Here is a 17,174-nt window from a genome sequence, read left to right as displayed (position 1 = left end):
CACAGGATGAACGCCCCTTCCATCCTGCGGAAACCTCGTCTAGCGTCACGGCGTGAGGAACCCCAAGGCCAGAACGGCACCGGCAGCCCTGCCCGATGTGCCCGCCAGCGAGCCTGGCCTGGACGGCAACGTCCGCGCCGTGGACCGTGCGCTGGCGCTGCTCGACGTGTTCGGGGAGGAAGACGGGCCGCTGGCGCTGGCGGATCTCGCGCGCCGCAGCGGGCTGCACCTGACCACGGCGCTGCGCCTGCTCGGCACGCTGGAAAGCCACGGCTTCGTCAAGCGCCTGCCCGGCGGCGGCTACGTGCTCGGCGCCACGCTGCTGCTGCTGGGCGAACGCTTCCGGCGCACGCTGCGACTCGATGACCATGTGCGGCCGGCGCTGGAACGGCTGCGGCTGGAAAGCCGGGAAAGCGCCACCTTCTTCGTGCGCGAGGCCGATCGCCGCCGCTGCCTGTTCCGCCTCGACAGCCCGCATCCGGTGCGCCACCACGCGCGGGTCGGCGAAGTGCAGCCGCTCGGCATCGGCGCGCATGGCCGTGCGCTTCTGGCGCTGGATCCGGTGCCGGAACTGCGGCCGCGCCTGCCCATCATCAGCCGCGGCGAACGCCTGGCCGATGTCGCCGCCATCGCCGCGCCAGTGCTGGGCGCCGGTGGCGTGCTGGCGGGCTCCATCGGCATCACCATGCCGCTGTACCGCTTCGACGCCGCCGCGGAGTGCCTCTGCGTGGCGCTGGTGATGCGGGAGGCGGTGGCGGTGACCACGGCCCTCGGCGGCGACCCCACGCCCTTGAACGGAGAACGCTGATGGCCCGCCTCGACCTGCCCCCCGAAGCCGAGCGAACGCCGGAACAGCAGGCGGCCATTGCGGAGGTCACGGCCGGCATCCGCGGCCGCGTCCCCGCGCCGATGATCGCCTGGCTGCGCAACCCGGAACTCGCCAGCCGCGCGCAGAAGCTGGGCGAGCTGCTGCGCTACCAGACCAGCCTGGAGCCGCGGCTGTCAGAACTCGCCATCCTGGTCACCGCGCGGCACTGGACCTCGCACTATGAGTGGACGGTGCACAAGCGGGAGGGCCTGAAGGCCGGCATGGACCCGGAAGTGGTGGCCGCCATCGCGGCGCGCGCGGAGCCCACGCTGCGCGATGCGCGCGAACAGGCGGTGTACGACGTCGCCCGCACCCTGGTCGGCACCGCGCGCCTGCCGGAAGCCCTGCACGCCACCGGCACCGCGGCGCTCGGCGAGCGCGGCATGGTCGAGCTGGTGGCCCTCGTTGGCTACTACAGCATGGTGGCGCTGACGCTGAACGCGTTCGAGATCGGGCTGCCCGATGCCCGCGCGCCGGAACTGGGAGACGAGTCATGAGCGGCACCATCCAGCACTACCTGCCGGTTCGCGAGGCCTGGCTTGCCGCAAGGCAGGAGGCAATTCTCGACCCCGGCCAGCTCATCGTCGACCCGCACCACCACCTGTGGGACCGGCCAAACTGGCGCTACCTGCTGGACGAGATGCTGGCCGATATCCGCGCCGGCCACGACGTCCGCGCCACCGTGATGGTGCAGGCCCGCGCCATGCACCGCGCGTCGGGGCCGGAGGCGATGAAGCCGGTCGGCGAGACCGAATTCGCCAACGGCGTCGCCGCCATCTGCGCCAGCGGCATCCATGGTGATGTGCGCGTCTGCGCCGGCATCGTCGGCATGGCCGACCTGACTTTGGGCGCCGCCGTGCGCCCGGTGCTGGAGGCGCATATCCGCGCGGGCGGCGACCGTTTCCGCGGCATCCGCCACAGCGCCACCTGGGACCCCGATCCGGCGATGCTGAACCCGGCCTACAACCCGGCCGAGGACATGCTGGACAGCCCGGCCTTCCACGAGGGCTTCGCGCAGCTCGCGCCGCTCGGCCTCAGCTTCGACGCCTGGCTGTATTTTCATCAACTCCCGCGCCTGATCCGCCTCGCCCGCGCCTTCCCGGATACGCAGATCGTGCTGGACCATTGCGGCGGCATCCTGGGCATTGGCCGCTACGCCGGCCGGCGCGACGAGGTGTTTGCCGCCTGGTCCGCATCGATGCGCGAATTGGCCACCTGCCCGAACGTGATGGTGAAGGTCGGCGGGCTCGGCATGCGGCTGCCGGGCTTCGGGCTCGATGAAGCGGACATTGCACCCTCCAGCGAAATGCTGGTGCAGGCCTGGCGGCCCTGGATGGAGCCCTGCCTCGAGATGTTCGGCACCAGCCGCTGCATGTTCGAGAGCAACTTCCCGGTCGACAAGGGCGGCTACGGCTACGCCGCCGGCTGGAACGCCTTCAAGCGCCTGGCGCAGTCGGCCTCGGCCGAGGAGAAGGCCGATCTGTTCTGGCGCAGCGCGACGCGCTTCTACCGCCTGCCGGACATCGGCTGAACGAAATCAAAGGGAGGAACAACATGATCCGCAGGACAACCCTCGGAGCGCTGCTCGCAGCACTCACCGTGCTGCCGGCGCTGGCGCAGGACAACTGGCCGAACCGGCCGATCCGCTTCGTCGTGCCCTTCGCGGCCGGCGGGCCGAGCGACATCGTCGCCCGCATCGTCGCGCCGAAGATGTCGGCCACGCTCGGCCAGCCCATCGTGGTGGACAACCGCGCCGGCGCCGGTGGCGTCACCGGAGTCGATGTCGTGGCGAAGGCGGCGCCGGATGGCTACACCTTCGGCATCGGCAGCGCCGGGGCGCTGGCGATCTCGCCGAACCTGGACCGCGGCACGCCCTACAACCCGTTGCGCGACCTGGCGCCGATCACCCTCGGCGTGCTGGTGGCGGAACCGCTGGTGGTGCCGGCCGCGACCGGCTTCCAGACCATGCAGGATCTGCTGACGGCGGCGCGCGCGCGGCCCGGCAGCCTGAACTTCGGCTCCACCGGCTCCGGCAGCATGCCGCATCTGGCGGCGGAACAGCTGCGCGCGGCGTCGGGCATCGACATCGTCCACATCTCCTACCGCAGCGGCGGCGCGCTCGCGACGGCGATCCTGACGAACGAGGTGCAGATGGGCTTTGCCGACCTGCCGGTGCTGCTCTCCCACATCCGCGCCGGGTCGATGCGCGCGCTGGCCGTCGGCACGCCGGAGCGCCTGTCCTGGATTCCGGATGTGCCGACCATGACGGAAGTCGGCATGCCGAGCGTCGATGCCAGCAACTGGCACGGTCTGATCGCCGCGGCGCAATTGCCGGAGCCCATCCTGGTGCGGCTGCACGCCGCCGCCGCCGGTGCCTTCCAGGATGCCGAGGTGCGGCGCCTGCTGGACGCGCAGGGCGCCATTCCCGGCGGCAACAGCCGCGCGGAATTCGGCGCCTTCCTGCGGCGGGAGAACGAGAAATGGGCCGAGGTGATCCGCGCCAACAACATCCGCGCGGACTGAACCCTGCCATTCAATCTCCCTGTCGGGCCGATAGGCAGCGCCCCATGGACGGCTCCCGCACGCGAAGCGCAATATGCTTTCGCAGAAGGAAAGAACCCACCATGAAGGCCTCTCCCATCGCGATCTTCGTCGCCGGCTTCGTCGCCGGCGGCATCGTGCTCGGCGGCGTCGCGCAGGCCCGCATCACGATGCTGAACTCGGCGATCGCCGGCGTGTTGCCGAACTCCGAAGGAAGCCTGTTCTGCGTGACGGCGGCCAACGTTCTTCGCCCGATCACGGGGGTCCAGCGAAACACCAGCGTCAACGCCCCCGGTGGGGTGTCCTACGGCGTGACGATGCGCTGCCCGGCCTGACGGATCAGATCGGGCACGCGCCCGATGCGCATTGCAGGTGGGCATAGTCCACCGCCTCGTGCAGCGCCGGGTCGCTGATTCCGGCGACCAGTTCCAGGAAACGGTCGGAGGAGACCTCCTCCTCCGGCAGGTATTCATAGCCGAGCTCGTGGTCCGGCCGGCTCGGCAGGATGGCGCAGCAGCGGATGCGCGGCTGGTGTTCCAGCACCATCTCGCGGAACGCCGCCAGGTCGTGGCGGTCGGTCATGATCTTCAACGTGTAGGACACCTGGTTGCCGCGCTCGGCGCCGATCCAGTGGCGTTCCAGCAGCGACAGCCAGCGATACTGCGATTCCGGCGAGGCCTGGGACGCCGTCACGAGCCGGTCCCCCAGCCCCAGCCGCTGGATCAGCGACAGCGTCGGGAAGCCGACGATCGCCATGCCGGGGAAGGACTGCAATTCACGCACCGGGTAGCCGCGCGCCTCGTAGTCGGCCAGCAGCCGGTCGCTTTCGGCGCTCCAGCCGCCAGCCTCATTTCGGAAACCCTTGAACTGCACCCAGCGCAGGTATTGCCGCCGCGCCGGCAGATGCGCGCCCTCGGTCAGCCCGAACAGCTTGCTGGTGGTGCCGGCGGGCTTCACCGTGGTGACGGTAACCGGCACGGCGACGCCCAACTCCGCCGCGTAATCCACCGCCTCATCCTGCGCGGCCGCGGACAGCCGCGAAAGCAGCGCCCAGAACCCGGCCGAGTCGCGTTCCTCGAGCAGGTCATCGAAACCGAGGCCGAAGCGCATCCAGGCCCATTCATGCAGCCCGGTCGGGCCGATGCCGATGCGGTTGGTGCGGCGCACTTCCTCGCCGTACAGCGCGTCCATCAGGTTGGCGCGCATCAGGAAGCGCACGCCGAGCCGCACGCTGTCCTCCACCCGCGCATCCCATTCGCGCGCCAGGTCGTCCGGCAGGTCGCCGGGCGTCAGCGTCGTGCGGTCCACCGGGCAGGCCAGCAGCGGCGCGAAATCGGCGATGACGCAGTAGCCGCCGGTGACGTGCAGCGTGATCTCGCCGCACGGGTTGGTGGTGACGGGGAAGCTGCTGGCATTGGCGCGGCGCGAGATCTCGGCCAGCAGCGACACCGCATGGTTCGCCTGGTAGCGGGCGGAGCGCACGTCGCGGCCATCCGCGTGCACCGGCTTGCGCCAGGCGCTGCCGGTGCGGTGATCCTCCAGCTTGTCGCCGTTGATGAAGCCGGGCTCGCCGTTGATGAAGCCGCAGCGCGTGGCTTCCTCGAACACCGTCAGGGCGTGGCGGTGCAGCGGCGCGTCGCTGCCCGCCTGCGCGGCGCGAACGCCCTGCCAGAACTCCGCATCGGCCATGACGGAGTTGTTCGCCGTCCACAGCCCGCCTTCGGATTTCGCACGGATGAAGCGCAGGATGCCCGGGTCGCGCCAGGATTTCGTCGCCATGCGCGCGGCGCGGCGGGCGCCGCCCACCTGGACCTCGACGGACAGATGATGGTCGACCAGCAGCGCCTGCTCCCAGGGCTGCAGCGCCTCCCCGGCCGGGTCGCGCAGGCGCGCCGGCTCGATCACCTCGCGACGCAGGTTGACGAAGCCGCGCATCAGCGACAGCGGGCCGGAGGCCGGGCGGCCCTGCATGCCGCCGATCGGGGCGCCGCAGGGGCGGATGGCGGAAAAGTCCAGCAGCAGGGTGCGCTCGGCGGCACCTTCGAAGGCGAGACTTTCCAGCAGCTCCACCGCCTTGGCCCAGCCTTCCCGGCTGTCCTCGACGGCGTGGTGGATCGCAGCCGCCGGCGCCTGCGCCGCATCGGCCAGGACCTCGCGCCCCAGCCAGGCGCGCAATTCCGCCTCCTGCGCCGCGGAGAAGGCTTCGAGCGTAGTGCCCCACGGCAGCAGCGAAAAATCGAGGCCGAAGCGGTGCAGCGCGGCGCGGTCGGCGGGGAAATCCGGATGCGCGGGGTCGATATGCAGCAGCAGCCGCGGCGCCTGGCCCCAATCCACCGCCATCAACTCGTCGTCATAGGCGCGGCCGACGCCGCTGCCGTTCAGCAGCAGGTAGAACAGGGTGAAGGAGGCGGCGGCGGTGGCGCAGTTGGTGAACACCTCCATGTTCCGCCCCGACTGGGCCGCATCGCCATGCTGCAGGTGCCGGCCGGAGGTGATCAGCGCACCGCTGGCGATGGCATTGCGCAGCCGCGCCTGCTCGCTGGAATCAGCCTGCGCGCCCAGCAGGCCCATGTTGCCGGCCGCCACGCGGTCCGCCACCCGGCCGAAATCCTCGGCATCCTCCGGCCGGAAAACGGTGCGGCGCGCCACGGCGAGGCCCATGCCCGCATCCAGCACCCGTGCCGCCGCCGGCGCGGTGCCGAAGCTGGCGCCTGCCGCGCCACGCGGGTGAAGGATGCGGTCGCGGGGCCATGAACCATCCATATGTGAAGCTTCCTCGCCGCGGGTGATGCAGGGCGCCACACAAGATGTGGTGGCGTTGTGGCCTTACGCATACCACCCCTCGGAGTTCCCGACCAGCCTTGTGTGATCGCGCCGCGACTCTTGCCGGAAAAGTAACTTGCTTTAGCTTTGGATACGGATGAGTGGGGCAAGGTCATTCCGCAAAAGGCCGGAGGCAAACGGCGTGGGGGCTGGGGGAAGCAAAGGGCGGCCCGGGATCGGGTCTCGCCGCTTCGGCGTGCATCTGCTGCGCATGGTCCTGGCCGTCACGCTGCCCCTGGTCGTGCTCGGCGCCGGGCTGGTGGTCTGGGCGGCCGAGGGGCGGCGCGACGCCGCGCTCGAGGCCATCGGCGCCACCGCGCATGCGCTGCAGACCGCGGTGGACCGCGAGCTGGACCTGACGGTCGCGGCGCTCGAGGCGCTGTCCACCTCGCCCTCCCTCGACGAGTCGCTGGCCTCCGGGCCGGGCAGCCCTGGCGCCGTGGCGTTCCGGGACCAGGCGCTGTCCCTGGTGGCGCGCCGCGCCGCGTCCCTGTCGATGATCTGGCTGATCCCCGCCCCGGCCGGCGATGGGGTTCGGGAGACTCTGGTGCCGGTGCCCGTGGTCAACACGCTGGTCCAGGCCGGGCAGGCGCCGCCGGCGCTGGGCCAGGCGCGCTACCCGCCGCGCCCGGTCGGCGCCGTGCCCACGCCCGGCGCCGCCTTCCGCGCCGCCATCGAGACCGGCCGGGTGCATGTCGGCGACCTGGTGCAGGGCTCCGTCGCCGGCTGGACCATCGCGGTGACGCTGCCGGTCTGGCGCGGTGACCGCATCGTCGGCGTGCTCGGCGCCGGCATCCGCCCCGCGCATCTGGGCGCGGTGATGCGGGCGGAGCTGGCGGCGGGCGCCGGCGTGGCGGCGCTGGTCGACCGCGGCGGCGTCATCGTCGCCCGCACCGTGCCCGAGCAAGCGGATACCGGCCGCCCTGCCGCCACCGGCGCCATCGCCTTCCAGCGCAACCCGTCCGTCCTTGAGGCGCGGGAGGCGGTGTCCTTGCTGGAGGGGACGCCGGTCTACGCGCATTTCCGCAGGTTGGACCTGGCGCCCTTCGCCCTGGCCTATGGCGCACCGCGGGCGCTGGTGGACGGGCCGCTGAACAGCGCTTTGCTGGCGGCGATCGGGGGCGGGCTGGCGGCGCTCGGCCTTGCCGCCGCCGCTGCCTGGTGGTTTGGCCGCCGATTGGGGGCGGAGGTCGCGGCGCTCGGCGCGGATGCGCTGCGCCTCGCCAAGGGCCGCCCCCTGCCCGACCGCCCGGCCTCCCAGGTGCGGGAGGTGGAGGCGGCGCGCGGGGCGCTGCTGGGCTCGACCGCGGCGCTCGCCGCCAGCGAGGCCCGCTTCAACCGCGCCGTCGCGGCCGCCCGCATGGGCACCTGGGAATGGGACGCCATCGCCAATCGCCTGACCGGATCGCCGGGCCGGGAAGCGCTGTATGGCCGGGCGCCCGGGTCACTGCCGACGCGGGAGGCGCTGCTGGAGGCGGTGCATCCCGAGGACCAGGGGGCCGTCGCCGCCGCCGGACGCCGGGCGACCGATCCGTCCGGCGATGGCGACTACGTCGCGGAATTCCGCACCGTCTGGCCGGACGGCACCATCCGCTGGCTGCGCACCAAGGGCCGCGCCGAATTCGCCCCGGACGGCACGCCGGTGCGGATGAGCGGTGCCGTGGTGGACGTGACGGAGCGCCGGCTGGCCGAGGCGGCGCTGCGCGACAGCGAACGCCGGCTGCGCCTGGCGCAGGAGGCGGCCGGGATCGGCGTGTGGGAGCGCGACCTGGTGACCGGGGAGGCCATCTGGTCGGTGCAGGAATACCGGCTGCACGGCCTGGACCCGGCGCGGCCGCCGCCCAGCCTGGCAGAGCTGCGCGCCATGATCCTGGCGCCCGACCAGCCCATCGGCCTGCTGTCCGACCGGCTGCGGGAGGCGGCGGCGGACAGCGCCCTCGACGCCGAGGCGGCGGCGCAGGCCAGCGAGTACCGCATCCGCCGGCCCGATACCGGCGCCATCCGCTGGCTGCAGGTGTTCGGCCGCGTGCTGCCCGGCCCGGATGGCCGGCCGGCCCGCGTCATCGGTGTCAGCCTGGACGTCACCGAGCGACGCGAGGCCGAGGAGCGCCAGACCCTGCTGGCGCGCGAGGTCGACCACCGCGCCAAGAACGCCCTGGCGGTCGCGCTGTCCGTCGTGCAGCTGGCACCGCGCGATGCGCCGCCCGGCGAATTCGCCGCCGCCGTGACGGAACGCATCGCCGCCATGGCGCGGGCGCATTCATTGCTGGCCGAGTCCGGCTGGTCCGGCGCCGATTTCGGCACGCTGGCGGAGGGCGAGCTGGCGGCCCATGCCGGGCATGTGACGCTGGCCGGCCCGCCGGTGCGGCTGGCGGCGGCGGCGGCGCAGCCGGTGGCCATGCTGCTGCACGAACTCGCCGCCAATGCCGCGCGGCACGGCGCGCTGTCGCAGCCCGGCGGGTCCGTGGCGCTGACCTGGGAGGTGACGGGCTGCGACACCCTGCGACTGGTGTGGCGCGAAGCCGGCGGGCCGGAGATCACCGGGCCGCCGAGTCGCAGCGGCTTCGGCAGCCGGCTCATTGCCTCCCTGACCAGGCGCCAGCTTGGCGGCTCGGCCAGCTTCGACTGGTCCGATCCGGCCGGGCTGGTGGGGACGGTGCAGGTGCCGGCGGCGCAGCTGGTGGGGGTGCCGCCGGCCGGCGGCCAGGAAAGCCTGTGTGCCTGACCCGCAGCCCCGGACTTGCGATGTGCTTGCCATGCCCCAAGGTTTCGGCGCGTTCATGAGGGAGGATGCGATGCGCCGCCGCGATCTGCTGACCCTGGCCGGAGCCACCCTGGCCGGCCCCGCCCTGCTGAAATCCGCCCCGGCCGCCGCCGCGCCGGCGGTGCCGCCCGGCTACCGGATGACGTGGTTCGACGCCAAGGCCCCGGGCGTGACCGGCCGCGTCGGGTCGCGCGACATCACCGCGTCCGGCGACGGCAGCTTCTGGTTCTGCGGCCAGCGCAACGGCACGCTGAACCGGCTGGACCCGCGGACGGGCGCCATCCATGACGTGAAGCTCGGCGAGGGCTCCGCCCCGCATGGCGTCATCATGGGCCCCGATGGCGGCGCCTGGGTGACCGATGGCGGGCAGAACGCCATCGTCCGCGTCGACCCGCGCGACCATCGCGTGCAGGTCTGGAAGCTGCCGGAGCGGTTTCCCAACGGCAACCTGAACACCGGCGTCTTCGACCAGCAGGGCACCTACTGGTTCACCGGGCAGAACGGGTCGTATGGCCGCTTCAAGCCGGCCTCCGAGCGGCTGGATGTGTGGGAGGCACCGCGCGGCCGCGGCCCCTACGGCATCACCCGCACCCCGCAGGGTGGCATCTGGTACGTCTCGCTGGCCGGCAACCACCTGGCGCAGATCGAGGACCTGGACAGCGCGCGGGTCCGCATCGTCGAGCCGCCGACGCCGAACCAGGGCGCCCGCCGGGTCTGGACCGACAGCCTGGGCCGGCTGTGGATCAGCGAGTGGAACAGCGGCAACGTCTCGATGCACGACCCGCGCGACGGGTCCTGGCGGGCCTGGCGCCTGCCGGGGGAGCGGCCGCGGGCCTATTCGGTCTGGGTCGATCCGGCGGACAAGGTGTGGCTGACGGACTTCCCGGCCAATGCCATCGTCCGCTTCGACCCGGTGGATGAAAGCTTCCTGGCGTTTCCCTCCGACCGCCCTGGCGCCAATGTCCGCCAGATGGACGGCATCGCCGGCGAGGCCTGGGGCGGCGAAAGCGGCACCGACCGCATCGTGCGGATCGAATACGGCCTTTGATCGTGACGCCGCAAAGCCCTCTCCCCCTGCTTCAGGGGGAGAGGGTTGGGTGAGGGGGCCAAGCGCCGCCCTCGCCATCGTCCTGCTGGCCCTGGCCCCACCCGCCCAGGCCCAGGACGGCCGCGCCATCTTCGAAAACCACTGCGCCAGTTGCCACGCGGTGGAACGTGAGGCGCCAGAACAGGCCGGCCCGAACCTGCACGGCGTGATGGGCCGCCGCGTCGGCGGTGCCGCGGCCTTCGGCTACTCACCGGTGCTCGAAGCCGCCCGCGACGCCGGCGAGACCTGGGACCGCGACCGCATGGTCCGCTTCCTCGCCGATCCGGAGGAGATGTATCCGGGCCTCTGGATGGGCGCCAACGGCCTGCGCCGCGCGCCGGAGCGCGAGGCGGTGGCGGACTACCTTCAGTCCGTGAGGTAGCGCGCCGTCAGGTGCGCGGTGAAATCCGCCGGGTCCAGCCGCTTGCCCGTCGCCGACTGCAACAGGTCCTGGAAGCCCAGCCGCGCGCCCTGGCCATGCACCGCGCCGCGCAGCCAGGCCATCATCGGCGCCATCTCGCCGCGCGCCAGTTGCGCATCAAGGTCCGGCTCCGCCCGCCGCAGCGCCGCCATGAGCTGCGCGGCGGCCATGGCGCCCAGGGTGTAGCTGGGGAAGTAGCCGAAGGCGCCGTCATGCCAGTGGATGTCCTGCAGGCAGCCCAGCGCGTCGTTTGGCGGGGTGATGCCGAGCGCCTTGGACAGGCCGGCATTCCACGCCTCCGGCAGGTCGGCGACCTCCAGCCCGCCCTCGATCATCGCGCGCTCCAGCCGGAAGCGCAGGATGACATGGGCCGGGTAGGTCATCTCATCCGCATCGACGCGGATGAAGCCGCGTTCCACCCGGCGCCAGTGCCGCGCCAGGTTGGCCGCCGCGAAGGCCGCCGCGTCGCCACCGAAGGCCGCGTGGAGCCGGGTGCCAAGGAAGGCCAGGAAGGCGTCGGAGCGGCAGGCCTGCATCTCGACAATCAGGGACTGCGATTCGTGCGCGGCCATCCCCGCCGCCTCCCCCACCGGCTGGCGGGCGAAGGCTTCGGGCAGGCCGCGCTCGTACATCGCGTGGCCGGTCTCGTGCAGCACGCCGAGCAGCGCCTTGGCGACGTTGAACTCGTCGTAGAAGGTGGTGATGCGGACATCGGTGGGCGTGCCGCCGCAGAAGGGGTGCAGGCTTTCGTCGAGCCGGGCATGGTCGAAATCCAGGCCCACGACCTGCGCCATGGACCGGCACAGGTCGCGCTGCGCCGGCACCGGGAACGGCCCAGGCAGGGGCAGCGCGGCGCCGCGGCGGGACTGGATCGCCTCCGCCCGCGGCAGCGCCTCGGCCAGCCAGGATTCATAAGCGGAGAAGACCGGATCCACGTCCTCGGCGGTGACGCCGCGCTGGTAGCCATCCATCAGCGCGTCATAGGGCGCCATGGCCAGCGCATCGCCGAGGCCCTGTGCCACCTCCCGCTGCAGCCGCACCACTTCCTCGAGATACGGGCGGACCAGGGCGAAGTCGGCCGACGCCTTGGCCTGGCGCCAGACCTTCTCGCAGGCGGAATTGGCGCGCTCCACCGCCTCGACCAGCGCGGTCGGCAGTGCGGTCGCGCGCAGGTGGGCGTGGCGCATCAGGTCGAGGTTGGCCTGGTCCCAGGGGCCCTCGGCGGAGGCCTCCGCCAGATCCAGCGTCACCTCCGGCGAGACCAGCAATTCGTGCCGCAGCCCGGCCAGCGCCGCGAGCTGTTCGCCCCGCGCCGCGCCGCCGCCGGGCGGCATCATGGCGCTGGCGTCCCAGTGCAGCATCCCGGCGGCCTCGCCGAGGGCGCCGAGGCGGGCGAAGCGGGCGGTCAGTCTTGCATAGGCGGGCATGCGGGCTCCCTCAGGCGGCGGCGGGCCCAGACGGCGAAGACGCCGAGCAGGGACAGCGCCAGCCCGTACCAGGTGATGGCGTAGCCGAGATGGCTGTTGGTGGGGCGCGGCAGGGTTCGCGCCGGGTCGGGAAGGCCGTTGGCCGGACCCAGCGCGACGAGCCCGAAAGGCGCGACCTGCGGCAGGCCGAGCCCTGCTGCGATCTCCGCCGGCACGAAGCTGTAGAATTTGCGACCGGCGGCGTCGTTGGTGGCGGCGAAGAAGCCCGGCGATTCGGCGGGGCGGACGTAGCCCTCCACCGTCACCGTGCCTTCGGGCCGGGCGATCGGGGCGCGGCTTTCCAGCGGCACCCAGCCGCGATCGACCAGCAGCGGCGGCGCATCCTCCCGCAGCAGCGGCACCAGCAGGTGGCTGCCGAGTATCGCGCCGCGCACCTCGAGCCCCAGCAGGGCCTCCCGCGCATGGTCGAAACGGCCGGTTGCGGCAACCTTGGTCCAGGGGCGCGGATCGGGCGTGAGGGGCACGGCGGGGGCGGCCTCGGCGGCGGCGATCTCGGCCAGCAGCCCGTTCTTCCAGTGCATCCGCTGCACCTGCCAGGTGCCGAGGAACAGCAGCACGCCCAGCACCGGCAGCGCCACCAACGCCGGCAGCAGCAGGCGCCTCATGGGTGTCGTTGGCGCGAGGTCAGCGCGATCAGCGCCGCCTTGCCGAAGCGCATGGTGAGGATGGCGGCCGGGATCAGCAGCGCGGGCCAGAGCAGTGCATGGACCCAGAGCGGCGGCTCCAGCCGGAACTCGACCAGGAAGGCGCCGATCATGGTCAGCGCGCCGAGCACGAAGATGCCGAGCACCGCCGGCCCATCGCCCGAATCCTGTGCCGAGAGATCCAGGCCGCATGCGGCGCAGGCGGGCACGACGGCCAGCAGCCCGGTGAACAGCGGGCCCTGGCCGCAGCGCGGGCAGCGGCCGAGGCCGGCCGCCCGCCAGAAGCCGGGACTAGTGATGCGCGATCTCGCCGGCGCCCCACCAGTAGATCGAGACGAACAGGAACAGCCAGACCACGTCCACGAAATGCCAGTACCAGGCCGCCGCCTCGAAGCCGAAATGCTTCTCCGGCGTGAACTGGCCGCGGATGGCGCGGATCAGGCAGACGGCCAGGAAGATGGTGCCGACGATGACGTGGAAGCCGTGGAAGCCGGTGGCGAGGAAGAAGACGGAGGGATAGACGCCGCCGGTGAACTGGAACGGCGCCTCCATGTACTCCACCACCTGGAAGAAGGTGAAGAACACGCCAAGGAACACGGTCAGGCTCAGGCCGAGGATCAGGCTGCGGCGATCGTTCTCCAGCAGCGCGTGGTGCGCCCAGGTGACGGTGCAGCCGGACAGCAGCAGGATCAGCGTGTTGAGCAGCGGCAGGCCGAGCGGGTCGAAGGTCAGCGTGCCGGCCGGCGGCCAGACCGCGGTGGCGGCGGCGCTGCCGGAGACGTGGTCGGGGAACAGCGCGAAGTGGAAGTAGGCCCAGAAGAAGGCGACGAAGAACATGACCTCGGAGGCGATGAACAGGATCATCCCGTAGCGCAGGCCGAGGCGCACCACCGGGGAATGCAGGCCCTTGGCCGCGCTTTCCTTCAGGATGTCGCGCCACCAGAAGAACATCGTCGCCAGCACGCCAGCGAGGCCGACGCCGAGCATCCACCAGCTGTCGTAATGCGCGATCATGATGATGCCGAGCACCAGCGCGCCGCCGGCGAAGGCGCCCAGCAGCGGCCAGGGCGAGGGGTCCACCAGGTGGTAGGGATGCTTGTAGGTGGGGTGGCCGGTTTCGCTTGCCATGGGTCGTCCTGGTCTCACTGGTCTCGATCGGGGGCCGTCCGGCCGGCGGGCATCAATCCTGAAAACCCTGCGGCCTTCAAGGCAGGCGGGTGGTCATTGCGTCTGGTGACGCATGGCGATCATTGCGTCTGGCTCGGCCGGCGGCCGACATGCGGCCCGGCGGAGGCCAGGGCGCCGGCGCGCTCGGCATCCTTCAGGCTGCGGAAGAAGGTGTAGCTGACGGTGATGGTGCGGATGTCGCGCGTGTTGGGGTCCTGCGCGATGGCGGGGTCGATCCAGAAGGCCAGCGGCATGTCGACCTGCTGGCCCGGCGCCAGGGTCTGTTCCTCGAAGCAGAAACAGGCGGTCTTCTGGAAATACTTGCCGACGACTTCCGGGGTGACGTTGTAGGTCGAGATGCCGGTGGAGGGACGCTCGCCGGTGCTGGTCGCGCTGTAGAAGGCGACGCCCTCCTCCCCCACCCGCAGCCGCAGGCTCGGCGCCGTCGGCGTGAAGCGCCAGGGCAGGTCGGGCTGGGTGTTGGCGTTGAAGCGCACGGTGATCACCTGCTCGCCGGCACCCGGCGCCGCCGCGCCGCCGATCATCGGCGTGCCGTTGAAGCCGGTGACGCGGCAGAACAGGTCGTACAGCGGCACCGCGGCGAAGCTGACGCCGACCATTCCGGCGACGCCGGTGAAGGCCGCCAGCACGGTGCGGCGGTTGCGGCGTTCCATCTGCTGCTTGCGCGCGGCGTCCACGGTTCAGGCTCCCAGCAGCTTCGCGGTTGCGATGAAGTAGAACAGCACGACGAGGGCCAGCAGCGCGGCCAGCATGGCCCAGTTGCGGCCGCGGCGACGCTTCTCGAAGGCGGTGCGTTCCTCGGGCGTCATCGGAAGGCGAGGACGTCGACGGCGAGCGCGCCGAACAGCACGAACAGATACATCAGGGAGAAGGCAAAGGTGCGCCGTGCCGCGGCATCCTGCACCAGGCTGCGCCCGGTCTCGTCCTGCGCCTCCCGCAGCGTACGGACGGCGTGGTACAGGAACATCCCGCCGAGCACGGTCGCCACCGCCGCGTAGAGCGGCCCTGCGAAGCCCACCGCCCAGGGCGAAAGCCCGGCCAGTGCCAGCACCACGGTATAGATGAAGATCTGTCGCCGCGTCTCCCGCGCGCCAGCCACCACCGGCAGCATCGGCACGCCGGCGCGGGCGTAGTCGCCATGCGCCCACAGCGCCAGCGCCCAGAAATGCGGCGGCGTCCAGGCGAAGACGATGGCGAACAGCAGCCACGGCACCAGCGTGACGTCGCCGGTCACCGCGGCCCAGCCGATGATCGGCGGGAAGGCGCCGGCGGCGCCGCCGATGACGATGTTCTGGCTGGTCCGGCGCTTCAGCCAGGCCGTGTAGACCACGACATAGAACAGGATGGAGAAGGCGAGCCAGGCGGCCGCCACCCAGTTCGTCGCCAGCCCCATGATGGCGACGCTGGCCACGGCGAGCACGATGCCGAAGCCCAGCGCCGCATTCGGCGCGATGCGCCCGGCCGGGATGGGCCGCCGCGCCGTACGGCGCATCAGCGCGTCGATATCCCGGTCGTACCACATGTTCAGCGCACCGGCGGCCCCGGCGCCGAGGGTGATGCACAGCACGGCCGTCAGCCCCAGCACCGGATGGATGGAACCCGGCGCCACCAGCAGCCCGACCAGCCCGGTGAACACCACCAGCGTCAGCACCCGCGGCTTGAGCAGCGCGACCCAGTCGCGAACCTCGGAAAGGTCGCTGCCGGTGTCCGTGGTGGGAAGGGTCGTGCTGCTCATCAGGCTTGACTTGATCCGGTTACTTGATGCGGGGCAGTTCGTCGAAGGAGTGGAAGGGCGGCGGGCTGCTGACCTGCCATTCCAGCGTCGTCGCACCCTCGCCCCACGGATTCGCCGCCACCTTCGCGCCGCGCGTGAAGGTCACGTACAGCACGTAGAAGAACATCAGGAAGGCGGCGACCGAGATGTAGGACCCGATGGAGACCACCAGGTTCCAGCCCGCAAAGGCGTCCGGATAATCCGGGTACCGGCGCGGCATGCCCTGGTTGCCCAGGAAGTGCATCGGGAAGAAGGTCAGGTTCACGCCGACGAAGGTCAGCCAGAAATGGATCTTGCCGAGGCGCTCCGGATACTGGCGGCCGGACATCTTTCCGAGCCAGTAGTAGATGCCGCAGTAGATGCCGTACACCGCGCCGAGCGACAGCACGTAATGGAAGTGCGCCACCACATAGTAGGTGTTGTGAAGGATCTGGGTGATGCCGGCATTGGCCAGCACCACGCCGGTGACGCCGCCGACGGTGAACAGGAAGATGAAGCCGATGGCGAACAGCATCGGCGTATCCAGCTTCAGCGAACCGCCCCACATGGTGGCGATCCAGGAGAAGATCTTGATGCCGGTCGGCACCGCGATGACCATGGTGGCCGCCATGAAGTAGGCCCGCGTGTCCACGTCGATGCCCGAGGTGAACATGTGGTGCGCCCACACGATGAAGCCGACCACGCCGATCGCGACCATCGCATAGGCCATGCCGAGGTAGCCGAAGATCGGCTTGCGCGAGAAGGTGCTGATGACGTGGCTGACGATGCCGAAGGCTGGCAGGATCATGATGTAGACTTCGGGGTGGCCGAAGAACCAGAACAGGTGCTGGAACAGCACCGGGTCGCCACCGCCGGCCGGGTCGAAGAAGGCCGTGCCGAAGTTGCGGTCGGTGATCAGCATGGTGATCGCGCCCGCCAGCACCGGCACCGCCAGCAGCAGCAGGAAGGCGGTGACCAGCATGGACCAGACGAACAGCGGCATCTTGTGCAGCGTCATGCCCGGCGCGCGCATGTTGAAGATGGTGGTGATGAAGTTCGCCGCGCCGAGGATGGACGACGCACCGGCCAGATGCAGGCCGAACAGTGCCAGGTCCATCGCCGGGCCGGTCTGGTAGGTGTCATCCGACAGCGGCGGATAGATCGTCCACCCCGCGCCCGCGCCGCCGCCGACGAACAGCGAAGCGCCCAGCAGCAGGAAGGCCGGCACCAGCAGCCAGAAGCTGATGTTGTTCATGCGCGGGAAGGCCATGTCCGGCGCGCCGATCATCAGCGGCACGAACCAGTTGCCGAAGCCACCGATCAGCGCCGGCATGATGACGAAGAACACCATGATCAGCCCGTGGGCGGAGACGTAGGCGTTCCACATCTGGCCGTCGGCGAAGATCTGCATGCCGGGCTGCTGCAGCTCGATCCGCATCAGCAGCGACAGGCCGATGCCGACGATCGCGGCCACCAGCGAGAAGGCGATGTAGAGGGTGCCGATGTCCTTGTGATTGGTGGAGAACAGCCACCGGTTCACGAAGTTCGGCTTGTGGTCGTGGTGGTCGTCATGTGCGTGTGCCGCGGTCGCCATCGGA

General features: G+C 71.1%; 17 protein-coding genes. 8 read left to right on the top strand and 9 right to left on the bottom strand.

Annotation, left to right across the window (positions count from 1 at the left end; all coding sequences use genetic code 11):
- The first annotated feature begins 52 nt into the window (after positions 1–52).
- The 5 genes from ACFHPP_RS04125 (at position 53) to ACFHPP_RS04105 (ending at position 3,744) form a co-directional block, all read left to right on the top strand.
- On the top strand, positions 53–808 hold the full coding sequence (locus ACFHPP_RS04125) for an IclR family transcriptional regulator (RefSeq protein WP_437161989.1): 756 nt from the start codon (positions 53–55) through the stop codon (positions 806–808).
- On the top strand, positions 808–1,365 hold the full coding sequence (locus ACFHPP_RS04120; protein ID WP_437161988.1) for a carboxymuconolactone decarboxylase family protein: 558 nt from the start codon (positions 808–810) through the stop codon (positions 1,363–1,365). The genes ACFHPP_RS04125 and ACFHPP_RS04120 overlap by 1 nt, the downstream gene beginning before the upstream one ends.
- Positions 1,362–2,399 carry an amidohydrolase family protein gene (locus ACFHPP_RS04115; RefSeq protein WP_437161987.1) on the top strand — a complete coding sequence of 346 codons (1,038 nt, stop codon included), beginning with the start codon at positions 1,362–1,364 and terminating at the stop codon, positions 2,397–2,399. The genes ACFHPP_RS04120 and ACFHPP_RS04115 overlap by 4 nt, the downstream gene beginning before the upstream one ends.
- Positions 2,400–2,422: 23 nt before the next feature.
- Complete coding sequence (locus ACFHPP_RS04110) at positions 2,423–3,391, top strand: Bug family tripartite tricarboxylate transporter substrate binding protein (RefSeq protein ID WP_437161986.1); 969 nt, start codon at positions 2,423–2,425, stop codon at positions 3,389–3,391.
- 101 nt (positions 3,392–3,492) lie between these two features.
- Positions 3,493–3,744 (top strand): hypothetical protein, encoded by a 252-nt coding sequence (locus ACFHPP_RS04105; protein ID WP_437161985.1) that lies wholly within the window; start codon positions 3,493–3,495, stop codon positions 3,742–3,744.
- Positions 3,745–3,748: 4 nt separating this feature from the next.
- Here the strand turns inward: ACFHPP_RS04105 and ACFHPP_RS04100 are convergent, their stop codons facing one another.
- Positions 3,749–6,172: a recombinase gene (locus ACFHPP_RS04100; RefSeq protein WP_437161984.1), complete on the bottom strand. Its 2,424-nt coding sequence runs from the start codon at positions 6,170–6,172 to the stop codon at positions 3,749–3,751.
- A 271-nt stretch (positions 6,173–6,443) separates the two neighbouring features.
- Between ACFHPP_RS04100 and ACFHPP_RS04095 the strand changes: the two genes are divergently transcribed.
- The 3 genes from ACFHPP_RS04095 (at position 6,444) to ACFHPP_RS04085 (ending at position 10,465) form a co-directional block, all read left to right on the top strand.
- Positions 6,444–8,957, top strand: a complete 2,514-nt coding sequence (locus tag ACFHPP_RS04095; protein ID WP_437161983.1) for a PAS domain-containing protein — start codon at positions 6,444–6,446, stop codon at positions 8,955–8,957.
- Positions 8,958–9,027: 70 nt separating this feature from the next.
- The gene (locus ACFHPP_RS04090; protein WP_437161982.1) at positions 9,028–10,044 is read left to right on the top strand and encodes a Vgb family protein; all 1,017 of its coding nucleotides are present in this window, start codon (positions 9,028–9,030) and stop codon (positions 10,042–10,044) included.
- A 49-nt stretch (positions 10,045–10,093) separates the two neighbouring features.
- Complete coding sequence (locus ACFHPP_RS04085; RefSeq protein WP_437161981.1) at positions 10,094–10,465, top strand: c-type cytochrome; 372 nt, start codon at positions 10,094–10,096, stop codon at positions 10,463–10,465.
- Here ACFHPP_RS04085 and ACFHPP_RS04080 read toward each other — a convergent pair.
- The 8 genes from ACFHPP_RS04080 to ctaD all read right to left on the bottom strand — a co-directional run bounded on the left by ACFHPP_RS04080 (position 10,450) and on the right by ctaD (position 17,170).
- Complete coding sequence (locus tag ACFHPP_RS04080) at positions 10,450–11,931, bottom strand: carboxypeptidase M32 (RefSeq protein ID WP_437161980.1); 1,482 nt, start codon at positions 11,929–11,931, stop codon at positions 10,450–10,452. The genes ACFHPP_RS04085 and ACFHPP_RS04080 overlap by 16 nt on opposite strands.
- Positions 11,910–12,596 (bottom strand): SURF1 family protein, encoded by a 687-nt coding sequence (locus ACFHPP_RS04075; RefSeq protein WP_437161979.1) that lies wholly within the window; start codon positions 12,594–12,596, stop codon positions 11,910–11,912. The genes ACFHPP_RS04080 and ACFHPP_RS04075 overlap by 22 nt, the downstream gene beginning before the upstream one ends.
- Positions 12,593–12,853 (bottom strand): DUF983 domain-containing protein, encoded by a 261-nt coding sequence (locus ACFHPP_RS04070; RefSeq protein ID WP_437162088.1) that lies wholly within the window; start codon positions 12,851–12,853, stop codon positions 12,593–12,595. Before ACFHPP_RS04070 ends, ACFHPP_RS04075 begins: the two co-directional genes overlap by 4 nt.
- 73 nt (positions 12,854–12,926) lie before the next feature.
- The gene (locus ACFHPP_RS04065; protein ID WP_437161978.1) at positions 12,927–13,763 is read right to left on the bottom strand and encodes a cytochrome c oxidase subunit 3; all 837 of its coding nucleotides are present in this window, start codon (positions 13,761–13,763) and stop codon (positions 12,927–12,929) included.
- A gap of 119 nt (positions 13,764–13,882) precedes the next feature.
- Positions 13,883–14,500, bottom strand: coding sequence for a cytochrome c oxidase assembly protein (locus tag ACFHPP_RS04060; RefSeq protein WP_437161977.1), 618 nt, complete (start codon positions 14,498–14,500; stop codon positions 13,883–13,885).
- A gap of 3 nt (positions 14,501–14,503) precedes the next feature.
- Positions 14,504–14,632, bottom strand: coding sequence for a hypothetical protein (locus tag ACFHPP_RS04055; RefSeq protein ID WP_430670316.1), 129 nt, complete (start codon positions 14,630–14,632; stop codon positions 14,504–14,506).
- Positions 14,629–15,558, bottom strand: a complete 930-nt coding sequence (locus ACFHPP_RS04050) for a heme o synthase (RefSeq protein ID WP_437161976.1) — start codon at positions 15,556–15,558, stop codon at positions 14,629–14,631. Before ACFHPP_RS04050 ends, ACFHPP_RS04055 begins: the two co-directional genes overlap by 4 nt.
- A gap of 19 nt (positions 15,559–15,577) precedes the next feature.
- Positions 15,578–17,170 (bottom strand): cytochrome c oxidase subunit I, encoded by a 1,593-nt coding sequence (gene ctaD, locus ACFHPP_RS04045; protein ID WP_437161975.1) that lies wholly within the window; start codon positions 17,168–17,170, stop codon positions 15,578–15,580.
- Between the last annotated feature and the right edge of the window lie 4 nt (positions 17,171–17,174).

The organism is Falsiroseomonas sp. E2-1-a20 (assembly GCF_051433195.1).
Lineage (GTDB): Bacteria > Pseudomonadota > Alphaproteobacteria > Acetobacterales > Acetobacteraceae > Falsiroseomonas.
This window is presented reverse-complemented; position numbering and strand designations above follow the sequence as displayed.